At 37.0% G+C, this 14,833-nt stretch carries 13 protein-coding genes; 4 read left to right on the forward strand and 9 right to left on the reverse strand.

All coding sequences use genetic code 11. From position 1 onward, the window contains the following. Positions 1-12 precede the first annotated feature (12 nt). The 6 genes from ACFIK6_RS05890 to ACFIK6_RS05915 form a co-directional block, all read right to left on the reverse strand. The gene (locus tag ACFIK6_RS05890) at positions 13-828 is read right to left on the reverse strand and encodes a phosphatidate cytidylyltransferase (RefSeq protein ID WP_375642179.1); all 816 of its coding nucleotides are present in this window, start codon (positions 826-828) and stop codon (positions 13-15) included. Positions 829-1,568: 740 nt separating this feature from the next. Then, positions 1,569-2,129 (reverse strand): ribosome recycling factor, encoded by a 561-nt coding sequence (gene frr / locus ACFIK6_RS05895; RefSeq protein ID WP_375642180.1) that lies wholly within the window; start codon positions 2,127-2,129, stop codon positions 1,569-1,571. A gap of 37 nt (positions 2,130-2,166) precedes the next feature. Further along, entirely contained in the window at positions 2,167-2,886 is a 720-nt protein-coding gene (gene pyrH / locus ACFIK6_RS05900) for a UMP kinase (protein ID WP_012755043.1), read from the reverse strand. Positions 2,887-3,043: 157 nt separating this feature from the next. Continuing rightward, positions 3,044-3,967: a translation elongation factor Ts gene (gene tsf, locus ACFIK6_RS05905; RefSeq protein WP_273723402.1), complete on the reverse strand. Its 924-nt coding sequence runs from the start codon at positions 3,965-3,967 to the stop codon at positions 3,044-3,046. 102 nt (positions 3,968-4,069) lie between these two features. Continuing rightward, positions 4,070-4,849: a 30S ribosomal protein S2 gene (rpsB, locus tag ACFIK6_RS05910; protein ID WP_375642181.1), complete on the reverse strand. Its 780-nt coding sequence runs from the start codon at positions 4,847-4,849 to the stop codon at positions 4,070-4,072. Between the two features lie 167 nt (positions 4,850-5,016). After that, entirely contained in the window at positions 5,017-5,853 is an 837-nt protein-coding gene (locus ACFIK6_RS05915) for a cell envelope integrity EipB family protein (RefSeq protein WP_375642182.1), read from the reverse strand. A gap of 145 nt (positions 5,854-5,998) precedes the next feature. Here ACFIK6_RS05915 and ACFIK6_RS05920 point away from each other — a divergent pair, with 145 nt between their 5' ends. Both ACFIK6_RS05920 and ACFIK6_RS05925 read left to right on the forward strand, forming a co-directional pair. Beyond that, positions 5,999-6,460: a RidA family protein gene (locus ACFIK6_RS05920; protein ID WP_375642183.1), complete on the forward strand. Its 462-nt coding sequence runs from the start codon at positions 5,999-6,001 to the stop codon at positions 6,458-6,460. 134 nt (positions 6,461-6,594) lie between these two features. Continuing rightward, the gene (locus ACFIK6_RS05925) at positions 6,595-7,017 is read left to right on the forward strand and encodes an HIT family protein (RefSeq protein WP_375642184.1); all 423 of its coding nucleotides are present in this window, start codon (positions 6,595-6,597) and stop codon (positions 7,015-7,017) included. A gap of 7 nt (positions 7,018-7,024) precedes the next feature. Here ACFIK6_RS05925 and clpA read toward each other — a convergent pair whose 3' ends face one another. Together clpA and clpS are read right to left on the reverse strand one after the other, a co-directional pair. Beyond that, on the reverse strand, positions 7,025-9,376 hold the full coding sequence (gene clpA / locus ACFIK6_RS05930; protein ID WP_375642185.1) for an ATP-dependent Clp protease ATP-binding subunit ClpA: 2,352 nt from the start codon (positions 9,374-9,376) through the stop codon (positions 7,025-7,027). Positions 9,377-9,382: 6 nt separating this feature from the next. Further along, on the reverse strand, positions 9,383-9,754 hold the full coding sequence (gene clpS / locus ACFIK6_RS05935; RefSeq protein ID WP_375642196.1) for an ATP-dependent Clp protease adapter ClpS: 372 nt from the start codon (positions 9,752-9,754) through the stop codon (positions 9,383-9,385). A 236-nt stretch (positions 9,755-9,990) separates the two neighbouring features. Between clpS and ACFIK6_RS05940 the strand changes: the two genes are divergently transcribed. Both ACFIK6_RS05940 and ACFIK6_RS05945 read left to right on the forward strand, forming a co-directional pair. Next, positions 9,991-11,340, forward strand: coding sequence for a D-alanyl-D-alanine carboxypeptidase (locus ACFIK6_RS05940; protein WP_375642186.1), 1,350 nt, complete (start codon positions 9,991-9,993; stop codon positions 11,338-11,340). Between the two features lie 32 nt (positions 11,341-11,372). Continuing rightward, a complete protein-coding gene (locus ACFIK6_RS05945) occupies positions 11,373-11,651 on the forward strand; it encodes a hypothetical protein (protein ID WP_273790659.1) in 279 nt (92 codons plus the stop codon). A 1,517-nt stretch (positions 11,652-13,168) separates the two neighbouring features. On the opposite strand, the gene ACFIK6_RS05950 is transcribed toward ACFIK6_RS05945, so the two are convergent. Continuing rightward, positions 13,169-14,560, reverse strand: coding sequence for an L-serine ammonia-lyase (locus tag ACFIK6_RS05950; RefSeq protein ID WP_375642187.1), 1,392 nt, complete (start codon positions 14,558-14,560; stop codon positions 13,169-13,171). Positions 14,561-14,833: the final 273 nt, after the last annotated feature.

Raw genomic sequence — 14,833 nt, forward strand, 5'->3', positions numbered from 1 at the left:
ATCTTCTCCCAATTAGATCATACTAAAAAGATTAAAAGGCGCATCCATACCAGACATAAATGAACCAATTAAATAAAGAAGAAAAGCTGCCCCTACCAATCCATCTATACGATCCATAAAACCACCATGTCCGGGCAATAAAGAACTAGAATCTTTGACAGAAAATCGTCTTTTGAGCCATGATTGCCCTAAATCACTCAATTGTGAAACAATTGACAAAACAAGTGTAAGGAGTGGCACAAAAAAGCTGGCTAAATTTATATCAAAAAATCCAAAAGCAACCCATATACCACCGAAAACTCCGACAAATGTACCACCAAGTGCTCCTGACCATGTTTTATTAGGAGAAAATTGTGGTGCTAATTTAGGCCCCCCTAATGCACGTCCGATAAAATAACCACCAATATCTGTTCCCCACACTATCGTAAATAAGAAAATAACAACTTGGAACCCCAACATTTCATGATCCCGTAGAAAGCATAGAGCAACAACAGGAAAAGACGCATATAAAAAACCACAAAAAACCCAACCACTCTTTTTTATAGATATAATAGCCAACACCGCAGCCAAAACGATTAAAATACAAAAAATCAATGAAGCAGATACACTCAACACTAAAAAGAAGCCAAAGCTTAAATAAAAGATACTTGCTAATATTTTTTGTAAAACACACCATTTCTCTTTAGTAATACTCATCCACTCATAAAGAACAAAACCGCCTATACACCATACAAATAAAAAAAAGAAGTTTCCTCCCAACCATGTTAGATACAACGCAATAACGCCAAAAACAAAAGCTGTCAGAACACGATAAACCAAATTAGACAAAACAACATCCAAACCATAAAAATAGAAAATACAAGCTCTAAAATTGACGCAAGAAAAACTCCCCTACGCAGTATTTTCATTTCATACTTGTATAATTTCTCTTATAATTTATCATAAACAATTCAGTCTACTAAAATAGCGCTTATGAGACTAATAATCAATGAAAACAGCTTCAAAAATCTTCGTCAAGATTAATCCTAAAATATTTTTTAATATTTTCTCAAATATAAAGTGAAAAAGTCGTTACCTCTGCCCCAAACAAATTAACGAATATAGGTTTCGTGTAAAAATACTTTTCTATCAACTATTCGTCGTTAAAAAACGAATTACGCCACATAACATCTGCTTGATCGATTATACTCACATGTTTTATAATGGGAAATATAAGAGAAAGGTTAGGCTTATTTTTTTTGCTTTATATTCTGTCCCCAACCCTCATCTTAGAATATTTGAATAATTTCTAATAATGCTTTCATTATACAGTTTAACAAAGACGTGCCCAACTAAAAGCCCGCACCATGCTGTTAAATACTGTCTTCCAGAAAAGGGCACAATTTACCACGCAGATTAAAAAATTAAAACATCTACCTTTTCAAATCAATCTCTCCCATATCAAAATGATAAAATACCTTCCTGCATCACACCTTGCTATCACAGAACACACCACTCCCTACTATTATCCCTAGAAAAAATTTACAGGCTGGGAAGCATAACATCCTTTTTCTAGCGACAAAACCGTCTTAAACGTGCATAATTTCAGATTCTTTTACGGCTAAAATTTTATCAATATCAGCAATAGTTTCATCCGTGAGTTTTTGAACTTTTTCAGACAAACTATGGGCTTCATCTTGTCCAATTTTACCATCTTTTTCTAACTTTTTCAAATTATCCAGACCATCCCGACGAACATGACGTGTAGCAACACGCGCTTGCTCTGCATAGTGATGCGCAATTTTTACAAGTTCTTTACGGCGTTCTTCATTCAGCTCAGGCAAAGGAATACGTAAATTCGTACCATCAGTTATGGGATTTAAACCAAGACCAGAATCGCGAATAGCGCGCTCTACAGCTCCGACCATCGTTTTATCCCATACAGAAACAGAAAGCATCCGAGGTTCTGGAACAGAAATATTAGCAACCTGATTTATGTGCACAACAGAACCATAAGATTCAACGGTCAACGGTTCTAATAAACTGGCCGATGCACGCCCAGTTCGCAAACCACCTAATTCATGTTTAAAAGCCGTAATGGCACCATCCATGCGACGTTTCAGATCATCCATAATTGATGTAACATTCATATTTCTGTCTCCTTCAATTGTCCTTTGAAGCTTACCCTTATTCCGATACTATTGTAAAGCGTCCTGTTCCATTCAAGACCTTAGCCAAACCGCCCTTTTCATGAATGGAATACACAATAATCGGTACATTGTTCTCACGTGCTAGAGTGACCGCCGTTGAATCCATAACAGATAATCCCCATTGCAAAACTTCAACATGTGTTAATTGATCAAAACGCTTAGCCGTAGGGTCTATCTTTGGATCTGCTGAATAAATACCATCAACTTGTGTTCCTTTAAGAAGAACATCCGCACCAATTTCTGCTGCACGTAAAGTAGCGGCAGAATCAGTGGTAAAAAATGGATTTCCTGTACCACCCGCAAAAATAACAACTTTTCCCTGATTCATATAAGCTATTGCTTTACGTTGCGAGAAACTTTCACAAATTTGTGGCATAGCAATCGCAGAGAGTACAACAGTTTCAACCCCTAATTTTGTCAAAGATGTTCGCAATGCTAAAGAGTTAATAGCGGTTGCAAGCATTCCCATATGATCACCTGTCACTCGGTCCCCACCATGTGAAGCAACAGCAACGCCACGAAAAATATTTCCCCCACCGATAACAACCGCAACCTCTATCCCCATTGTGCGCACTTCTGCAATATCAGCGGCAATACGGTCTACAACAGAAACATCAATGCCAAAACTCTGCCCCCCCATAAGAGCTTCACCAGAAGCCTTTAAAAGAATACGTTTATACGGAAGTGCTAATGCCATTAATAATCTCCCCAAAAGCACATTTACTTTTTGCTTTTGACATCACGAAGGGCATCACCTTTTTCATGTGACGCCCTCTCAACAATTATATTGTTCCCATCAGAGATTCTACAACCAACGATATGATTTTAAATCTCTGATAAAGAGTTTGCAATAACTAGCCTTTTACAGCAGCAGCAACCTCTGCAGCAAAATCAGACTCCTCTTTTTCCACACCTTCACCTAATGCAAAACGAATAAAGCCTGTAATTTTTGCTGGTGCACCAATTGATTTTTCAGCATCCTTTAAAGCTGCCTCAACAGTCACATCAGGATTCATAACGAAAGCTTGAGAAAGCAAAACAACCTCTTCAAAAAACTTACGCATACGTCCTTCTACCATTTTTTCAATGATATTTTCAGGCTTTCCAGACTGACGTGCTTGATCTGAAAAAATCGCCTTTTCACGTTCAACAGCAGCAGCATCAACATCTTGCGCTGTAAGCGCTAACGGATTGGTTGCCGCAATATGCATCGCAACCTGTCGACCAAAAGCAAGAGCAGCCTCTTTATTTCCTGTTGTTTCAATCGCAACCAAAACACCAAGCTTACCAAGACCATCAGCTACACTATTGTGTATATAAGTCGCAACAACACCACTCTCAACAGACAATTTAGCGGAACGACGAAATGTCATATTTTCGCCAATTGTACCAATTGCATCTTTAATCGTAAGCTCTACAGTCTTCTCAGAACCGGGATAAAGAGAAACAGAAACAGATTCAACATCACCTGGCGTATCTAAAGCAGCAGTTGCCACATTGCGCACAATGTCTTGGAATCCGGCATTGCGTGCAACAAAATCTGTTTCAGAATTAATCTCAACCAAAACCGCATTTAAATCTTTTGATACGACACCGATTAATCCTTCAGCCGCTGTACGACCAGCCTTTTTATCTGCTTTAGCTATTCCTTTTTTACGAAGCCAATCAACAGCAGCTTCCATATCACCACTCGTTTCAGCTAGAGCGGCTTTACAGTCCATCATACCAGCGCCAGATAGTTCTCGAAGTTCTTTTACTTGTGCAGCAGTAATGCTCATATTTGCCTCTTTATTTTGTAACAGTGAAAGCGTGCAAAATCTCTCTGCACGCCTATAACTTCTTCTTTAGACAATAAAAGTACCTTAATTAGGCGTTTTATATTATTCAGAAACTTCTGAAACCGTATTTTCTTCCAAAACAGGCTCCACAGGCGCATCAACTTGAGCTCCTAAATCGATACCCATTGCTCCTTGCTGGCGTGCAATACCATCAAGAGCAGCACGGGCAAAAAGATCGCAATAAAGAGAAATTGCACGTGAAGCATCGTCATTACCTGGTATTGGATGTGTTACGTCATCGGGATCACAATTTGTATCAATAATAGCAATCACTGGAATACCTAAACGCTTTGCTTCCTGGAGTGCAATATTTTCTTTATTCGTATCGATAACAAAGATAAGATCTGGAACAGAACCCATATCTTTAATACCACCAAGCGCACGATTAAGCTTTTCACGATCACGTTCAAGATTTAAACGTTCCTTTTTGGTAAAGCCTTGCGCTTCAGCAGCAAGAATTTTGTCAAGCTTTCGCAAACGATGTATCGAATTGGAAATCGTTTTCCAGTTTGTGAGCATGCCGCCAAGCCAACGTGCATTAACGTAATACTGGGCAGAACGATTCGCCGCATCAGCGATAATGTCAGATGCTTGCCGCTTCGTACCAACGAAGAGAATACGACCACCACGCGCAACAGTATCTGAAACAAGTTTAAGCGCTTGGTGTAAAAGTGGAACGGTCTGAGCGAGGTCAATAATATGGATATTATTACGCTGACCATAAATATAGGGAGTCATTTTTGGATTCCAGCGATGAGTCTGGTGACCAAAATGCACACCGGCTTCTAAAAGCTGGTGCATAGTAAAATCGGGTAGTGCCATAAATCTTATCCTTTCCGGTTCAACCTCCGCGGAAAAAGCAGGAAGACCTGCTACCGGCGGATGCTTGCTAGAATTTTCTCACAGATCATTTGCAAACACCCAGACTCCGCGTGTGGAATAGCGCAAACATACTAATATTTGATTCTTTTTCAAGTCATTTTCTTTAATCATTTAATATTTGCATTTTCACATTCATTAAGATCTTTTCCAAGTTCCAAGAATTCGAGACTGTTCAATTTTGCACGCACTGAAAAAGTTCCATAATCTATATGAAGATCACGCATGACACCATTCTCATGTAAGAGAAAACTGCTACGATAAACCGGCAAACCATCTTTATTTTCTCCATCATCAAAATAAGAAATTGTAACAGGCCAATATTCTTCTTCATCCAATTTTCTAACTTTTTCCGTTTCGCTATCAGATAAAAGCGTCTTCTTTTCCCCTATGACGATACTTTCTTTTATAACTTTATCTGCTTTATTTGTCCCATCAAATACAGTAACATTGTAAAAATGATCTCCTGCTTTTGCATGGCGGATGATATTTTTTAGTTGCATCATTGGAAATTCAGCCATTGCGAGCTTATACTCTTTTTCCTTTGGCTTTTTTAAGGTAACTGTAATACCATCTTGAGTACGCTCCGCGACCCCCTCGGCACGATGCGCAACCTCTTCTCCCTCTTGATCTGTAATATTAAAACGAAATGTACGGCTGTCTCCTGTTTCATAACTCGTCGTCTGTTGATCCGTCAAACGTACCGGCATATCTTCAATGTGAACACGGCTAATGAAGCGAAAACGTGTGCTATAGCCTTGGCATGCCGAACCAGTAAGCTCGTAAACCATTCGCCCTGACATCGCAGAAATTGTCATTTCATGAGAAACGCTATCGAGATGAAAATCATAAATTGCTCGATGAGGCACAATAAAAACAGGCTCTTCAGCTCTCGCAGTACATAAAAAAACAATATATAAAATTATTATAAATAATGATCTAATCATTCCCAACTTCCGAACTTTATCCCCGTTGCATAACATCATACAATAAGGCAAAAAAGGCTAATTTCTCAATTAACCACACATTTCCTTAAATCAAAAAATAGATTATGCAATGAATATATCATAAAGTAGCTATGGAGTTTAAATTATGACCAATATGATTGAAAAAAACTTAGAGAAGTTCGGAATCACTCTTCCTGAAGTAATCTCCCCCCTTGCCAATTACATCACCACTTCACAAAGTGGCAATCAACTCTTTATTTCTGGACAACTCCCTCTTATTAATGGAAAACCAATAGCCATCGGTAAAGTTGGTGCAGCTGTGAATAGCGAACAAGCCCAAAAAGCATCCGAAGCTTGCGCTCTCAATATTCTCGCTCAACTCAAGGCAACTCTAGGTGACTTAAATAAAATAAAACGTGTGGTAAAAATTACTGTTTTTGTGGCTGTAGATTCTCATTTTACCGATATTCCTTTTGTTGCCAATGGAGCTTCTAATTTATTCGTCAATATCCTTGGTGAAATTGGAAAACACGCCCGTTCTGCTATTGGTGTTGCCTCTCTTCCTATGGATGTTCCTGTAGAAGTTGAAGCTATCATAGAAATCTAAACCTTCATTAAAACAGTGCACCATCCTAAATATATCCGAAGTCAAAATACTTCTTTGTCTTACACTCTGATAAACCTTGCATTTTTTCGTTTTTAAATTAAAATTTTAAACTTACGATAAAAGGAAATATTTGTATGAAACAAGCTTATGACCATAACAATATTTTTGCTAAACTGATTCGCAATGAAATCCCTTCTGTTCGTGTCTACGAAGATGATGATGTTATTGGATTTATGGATATCATGCCACAGGCACCAGGTCATACGCTAGTCATTCCTAAAAAAGGCTCTAGAAACTTACTTGATGCAGATACTGAAACATTATTTCCTGTTATTAAAGCTGTTCAAAAAATTGCAAATGCCGTCAAAAAAGCCTTTCAAGCAGATGGCATAACTGTCATGCAATTTAATGAAGCAGCTAGTCAACAAACCGTTTATCACCTCCATTTCCATATTATACCACGTATGGAGGGAATAGAACTTACCCCTCATAATGATATGATAACGCCTACAGAAATACTTGAAGAGAATGCAAAAAAAATCCGAGAAGCCTTATAGCACACTCTTAAGTTGTTGTGCTTTTTTTTCCTAAACGTTTTTTTGTAAAATTTTCCATTTTACTTTTCTTTGAGCCTACAGATATATCGGAAGATGAAATTTCTAACTGTAAGCTTTCTTTTTTGCCATTTGATTTTTGTGTCAATACGCGAACGATGCCACCGTTACGTAACTTTCCAAATAAAATTTCATCAGCTAATGGCTTTTTAATATATTCTTGTATAACACGCCCTAATGGGCGTGCTCCCATCTGAGAATCATATCCTTTATTGGAAAGCCATAAAGTTGCAGAAGGGCTTAATTCAAAACAAATTCCCCGATCAGCTAATTGTGCTTCAAGCTGAAAAATAAATTTTTGCACTATCTGATTGATGATTAAGTGAGATAAAGGTGCAAACGGAATAATTGCATCTAACCGATTACGAAATTCTGGTGTAAATAATCGATTGATTGCTTCTATATCCTCACCATCACGATGTACTTTCCCAAATCCAATAGCTGATTTTGCCATATCTGAAGCACCAGCATTGGTTGTCATAATCAAAATAACATTGCGGAAATCAATTTTCTTACCATTATGGTCTGTTAATCTACCATAATCCATTACCTGCAATAAAATATTAAATAACTCTGGATGCGCTTTCTCAATCTCATCTAGCAAGAGGACTGCGTGAGGTTTCTGATCAACTGCATCTGTAAGGAGACCTCCTTGATCAAACCCTATATAACCTGGAGGAGCTCCGATTAAACGTGCTACCGTATGCCGTTCCATATATTCTGACATATCAAAACGCAATAATTCAATGCCTAAAGATGATGCAAGCTGTTTTGCAACTTCAGTTTTTCCTACACCTGTTGGTCCTGAAAATAAATAACTTCCTATTGGTTTATCCGGTTCGCGTAAACCTGCTCGCGCCAATTTTATGGATGAAACTAAGACGGAAATTGCCTGATCTTGACCATAAACAACATGTTTGAGTTCTCTTTCAAGCTTACTCAGTATCTTCTGATCATTCCGAGAAACTGTTTTTGGTGGAATTCTTGCAATTGTAGCAACAGTCGCCTCAATTTCTTTAACACCTATACTCTTCTTGCGTTGTTTTTGTGGCAAAAGCTTTTGCGCTGCACCACTTTCATCAATAATATCAATTGCTTTGTCAGGTAACCTACGGTCAATTATATAACGTGAAGATAATTCTACGGATGCCTTCATCGCCTGATCTGTATATTTAATCTGATGAAAATCTTCAAAGTAAGGCTTCATCCCCTGCAAAATCTTAATCGCATCTGTCACAGAAGGTTCATTAATATCAATCTTCTGAAAACGACGCTCTAAAGCACGATCTTGTTCAAAGAATTTGCGATATTCTCTGTAAGTTGTCGAACCAATACATCGCATAGTTCCAGAAGATAATACAGGTTTTAAAAGATTTGCCGCATCCATATTTCCCCCTAATGTCGCTCCTGCTCCAATTAAGGTATGAATTTCATCAATAAATAAAATAGCATCTGGATACAACTCAAACTCTTTAATAACTTGCTTTAAGCGTTCTTCAAAATCACCGCGATAACGTGTACCGGCAACAAGTCCCCCCATATCAAGAGAAAATATTGTTGCATTTGATAAAACTTCAGGCACTTGCCCATCAACAATGCGCTTTGCCAATCCCTCAATTATAGCGGTTTTCCCCACTCCAGGATCACCAACCAAAAGCGGATTATTTTTTGACCTTCGACATAAAATCTGAATCATGCGTGAAATTTCTATTTCACGGCCAATTAATAAATCAACTTTTCCATTACGTGCTTTACAATTGAGATCAACACAATAATTCGTTAAAGCACTTGTTCCTCTTTCACCATTATCCGAAATCTGCTGATCTAATTGCTCTTCAAGTCCTTCAAGTAACATGGATAACCCATCATCACGCGTGATACCATGTGAAATAAAACGTACAGCATCATAGCGTGTCATTCCCATCTCTTGAAGAAAATATGCTGCATGGCTTTCATGTTCAGAAAAAATTGCAACAAGAACATTGGCCCCGGATACTTCATCTTTTCCAGCTGATTGTGCATGAATCACCGCACGTTGGATAACACGCTGGAAAAACGCTGTAGGCTTTGTATCCTCATCAGCTCTAATCTGTTCATCTAACTCTGAGCGAAGATAATTGGTTAAGCGCTCTCGCAATTCCTCCACATCTACCTGGCAAGCTTGAATAACGGAATTTGCATCGGCATCATCTAACAGCGCAAGGAGAAGATGCTCTAATGTTGCATATTCATGCCGTGCTTGAGTAGCAATTGTTAATGCACGGTGCAAAACCTCTTCAAGACTAGGTGTAAAAGATGGCATAATTCCTCACTTACATTCCATTACACATTGTAACGGATGTTCATTTTGACGTGCACATTCCCTCACTTGTACTATTTTCATTTCAGCGACTTCATAAGTATAAGTTCCACATTCGCCTATCCCATTGTGATGAACATTTAACATAATCCGCGTTGCCTCTTCGAAATTTTTTTTAAAAAAGTTCTTCAAAACGAAAACAACAAAATCCATAGGTGTGTAATCATCATTAAGTAAAAGAACTCGACATAATTTAGGTCTTTGGAGTTTTGCTCTAGCCTTAGGCATTATAACCGCACCATGCCTACCTCCATCCCAATTTTTGCCCTTTTCATTATGCATAATATGATCTATAGAGTTTATTATGAGCGTCTGTCCCATTATCGTTTTCCATGCAGCACATTTTTTATTAATTTTAAATTCTTTCATAACTATTGCAATACCTGTTGGTATAAGAAAAAAACTTTCCCTCTATGGTTAGACTTCAATCACTTACTCATAAAGTAACTTCTGTAAACAAATTAGTAATACCATTCGTCTAAACTGCATCAACAAATTACAGAAAAGGAAGCTTTATAGAAGTTTTTCAAGATAAATGGAGAAATAGGATACTGCAAGTGTATATTAATTATCAAAAAATTATGCGCTACTATAAAAAAATAGCAATTTCTTTTGTTATGTTAGCTTTTTCTTACTGTTTGGCATCAGCCACACCTCAAGGAGCCTATCCTGATAAGTATGCGGCTATTGTTATAGATGCTACTACGGGAAAAACTCTATTTCAAGCCAATGCAACACTGAAACGTTATCCTGCTTCTTTAACAAAAATGATGACATTGTACTTACTCTTTGAAGCTATGCAGATGCGTCGTGTGACACCAAATACACCAATTCCTGTTTCACATTATGCAGCAACGCGTCCACCAACAAAAATTGGTTTTAAAGAAGGACAAACAATTTCTGCAGAAGCAGCAGCTAAAGCACTCATTACAAGATCCGCAAATGATGTTGCTGCTGCCATTGCAGAATATCTTGGGGGTAGTGAAAAAAAATTCGCTCAAATGATGACAGTAAAAGCTCGTAAACTTGGCATGAAACATACACATTTCGCAAATGCTTCAGGACTTCCGGATGTGCACAATTATTCTACAGCACGAGATATAGCAACTTTATCATTAGCTTTACGTAAACATTTTCCAAAACAATATAAATTGTTCAAAACAAAAAGTTTTAATTTCCGTGGACATACAATTAACAGCCACAATAAACTCGTTAAAATAATGAAAGGTGTTGATGGGATTAAAACAGGATACACACAAATGTCAGGCTCGAATTTAGCAACTTCGATGCGTCTTGAGGGGCGCTCTATTGTCGCTGTTGTTATGGGAGGTAAATCATCTACTGCACGTGACGAGCATATGGCTAGCTTATTGAATCAATATTTGCCCAAAGCAAGCCAAATGAAAAGTGGTGAACGTTTAATAGCTTCTGTACGCTATCACTTACCCACTGGCGCCAATACTCCTATACCAACTATTAAAGCTGATTCAAGTAATTTTGACGATGAAATTTCGACTATGTTGACAGCATTTGCAGAACAACCTAAAAACTCCAATATCGCAATAACGGCTGTAAATAAGGTAATTATACCAATACCGAATCCTCAAAAAACTATACCGGTTGAGACTCATAAAATTGTAACAGTCTCTTTGTCCGAAAACGCCGGATGGGCTATCCAAATTGGTTCTCTTCCTAGTGAAGAACAAGCAAAAACTCTACTTTTAAAAGCAAAAAATACAGCTTTTCCTACTTTAAAGCAGGCATCTTCACACATGCAACTATTTGAAAAAAATGGGCAGCGTTATTACCGAGCGCGCTTTACAGGATTTCAATCAAAAAAAGCTGCATTTGATGCTTGCTCTACATTAAAGAAAGCAAATTTTAACTGCTATACTGTAGCCTACTAAAAATTTTTGAATTCTGCGTTAAGGATAGTATTATGACAGATAATGCTTTTGCTTCATTCCATAAAAAAGAAATTTTATTGAAGCAATCATCCCTCCTTTCATTGCGTTCTCTTCACGATGCTGCCGCAAAACTTACTGGTTTAAAATATAATTCAACTGCATTAGATACACAATCTCTTGTTAACCTTCTCATTTGCCAAACAATGCGCAACCGTCGTCTCATTATGCCTCCTGTACGCATTCATTTACGCGTTGCGAGCCAAACTGGTAATGTGCCTATTAAAATCCGTCTAGGAGCAACAAATATTTAATTCTACAAACCATCTCTAAAAAACTATTTTATTATTAATCATTATCTATAGCCTTAGAAAGCCCTTTGATAAGCATACTTTTTTCTTAAACTATGGAATTGTACTGACAGCTTTTCCAACTATCCAATACCTCCAAACTTTCAATAAAACCATTGTTAAGGACATAAAAAATACTTAATACTTTTCCACTTTTGGATTTAATATAAAACAATATCCTTGATATCTTTCTGGAAAGAATGAATAGCTTCATTGGATTAAAGCGTATCATTTTAGGGGTTATTGTAAAAGTTTAATAAAGAAAGTTCCTCTTAATAACGCCCCTCCTACAACATAAACGCTGTAAAAAATAATCTAACGCCTCTTTCTTGTATTTCTTTCAACAGACAAAGAAAATTAGAAAATACAAATACTATCAATGAAAAAACGTAAAAGAAATTATCAGATTAAATATTATGATAACAATTTCCATAAGAATTTAATTTATAATTATAATTTATTTTTTGCATATTCAATAAGAGATTTTCGTAAAATTTTCTCATTTGAAATTTGTTTATGTTGAATCAATCAAAACTGTTCTCTTGCATGTTATGAGCGAGATTAATGTGTGGCGTGAAACTGTACCAAAAATACTTAAAATACCTATAATGAACCGTTTCAAATGCCAAGGGCTTTGGTTCCTATACAAGGAGGGGCTTGGCAAAGTGTGTAACCGTGCCAGTATATTTTTTTTATTAAGCATAAAGATGGGAACAACTCAATAAATTTACCCGTATATCATTCACAGATGCTATCGTGAAATGAGCTTGGGAGCCGTTGAGGGATATTTTTTAAACAAATTCACGAACGAGTAACACGATAATGTTCTATTGTGTGCATTCTATTCTCATGAGAATTTTTATAAATATTTTTTTAATGTATACGTTATTATTTATTTTAATTTTTTTGTCAGTACAGAATTTATAAATAAAAAAGATATTTCCAATATATCTCTTAATTCAATATATCTCTTAATTATTGTAACTTAGCGTTTCTTTTCAAGGTATTTTTTTACCATACTAGGTAGCAAAAAACTTCACTTTTAAAAAATTAAAATCTTTAAAACTCTCTCTCTTCATTATAATTATTCAGATTTAAAACAAATTTTCCTTGGATACTCAGGTATAATCTTCCAGTACTTAAAAGATATGGCTATGAAAACTTGTTAAAGTCATAAAACCCAGCTAAAAATAATGGTCGATTGATCACTAAGTTTACTTTACGCCCTTTTATTTTTTCCAAATTAAACTTTTTCCCATTTTAGAAACAAATCATACAGATATCAACAATACTTTCCCTCCAAATTTGCATGCAACAGCTGTTATTCGTTAAGAAAGTACTGAGATCTCAAATTTATTTTAAGCATGCTGCTGAATTAAATTGGAGTTTTGATTTATAAAGAACAAAAAACATAAGCTTTATCAAGAAAAATACGATCGCTCTCACAAAGTCCAGTTATGGATTAAAAAATGTTCCAGCTCCTAACAAGATATTGCATTGACTGCAAGACCACCTTTACTTGTCTCTTTATAGCGTTCACTCATATCATGACCAGTCTGGCGCATTGTTTCTATACAAGCATCAAGAGAAACAAAATGATCTCCATTACCATATAATGCAAGAGAAGAAGCCGTTACCGCCTTAACAGCTCCCATTGCATTACGCTCAATACAAGGAACTTGTACAAGACCTGCAACAGGATCACATGTCATTCCCAAATGATGCTCAAGCGCAATTTCTGCCGCATTTTCAATTTGAGCTGGTGTTCCACCTAACGCTGCGGTCAACCCTGCCGCGGCCATTGAAGACGCCGTTCCAACTTCACCTTGACACCCAACTTCTGCACCAGAAATAGAGGCATTATGTTTGATAACACCGCCTATAGCTGCTGCCGTTAATAGAAAATTATGTATTCCCTCTCGATCTGAATCATCATTAAATTGAAGATAATAACGCAAAACTGCTGGAACAACGCCTGCTGCTCCATTTGTAGGTGCTGTAACAACACGACCACCTGCTGCATTTTCCTCATTGACTGCTATGGCATATACCGAAAGCCAATCATTTGCCCAAAGTGGATAATTGTGATTTTTCTTTTGATTTTCCAAAAGCGTTTCATGCAGCTTTTTAGCGCGCCTTAGAACACGCAATCCACCAGGCAGCTCACCTTCTTGTGAAAGACCTCTATCAATGCAATTTGTCATCGCTGAAAAAATTTCATCAAGCCCCATATCAAGAGAAGAACGCTCTATCTTTGTTTCTTCATTTAAGCGCTTCATTTCAGCAATTGAAAGTCCGGATTTTTCTGCCATTGATAACATTGTACAAGCAGAATCAAATGGATATGGTACATCAAATGCTTCTGGTTGTATATTATCATTCATATGGCTTAATTCATCTTCAGTCACAACAAAGCCACCACCGATAGAATAATAAATCTGCCGCAACAGAACATTCCCATCAGTATTAAGTCCTTTAAAGGCTAGTCCATTTGTATGTCCAGGGAGAATTTTCTTTCGTTCAAAAACAAGATCACGTTGCACATCAAACTGATAAGCGGGATGGCCTTCTGGTTGCACTTTTTTTTCACGTATAACTTTTTCTAACACCCCCCCCATGCTATCAGGATCAACAGTAGAAGCTTTTTCTCCCAAAAGTCCTAATATGATAGCCCTATCTGTTGCATGACCAATACCCGTGAAAGCTAAAGAACCATAAAGGTAAACACGTATACAAGAAACTTGACTATCAGACGACTGAGAAAAATCTTCTATCTTTTGCAAAAACATATTAGCAGCGGTCATCGGCCCCATTGTATGTGAGCTAGAAGGACCAATTCCAATTTTAAAAAGTTCAAAAACAGATAGAAACACGTATCACCTCAAAACTATAGTACAGCTTGAGCATATATGCTTTTTCATAACGTTTGTCCCGTTTAAAATCAAATTGCGAGATAAACTAAAAAAATGACAGCAATAAACACGAATGTCGCTCGCCTTGCTACCACCCAACACTTTCTTTCTATAGTGTTTTCCATTAGCCAACCTTCAAAAAACAGACAATGCCCCTAGAGCCACCGCTCTTAATGTTCCAAACGTAGTAAAATAAGTGTTAATATGCAATATTAAAATTCAATAAGGATGAGA

This window comes from Bartonella sp. AS69XJJH (genome assembly GCF_042195585.1).
In the GTDB taxonomy this organism is placed as follows: domain Bacteria; phylum Pseudomonadota; class Alphaproteobacteria; order Rhizobiales; family Rhizobiaceae; genus Bartonella.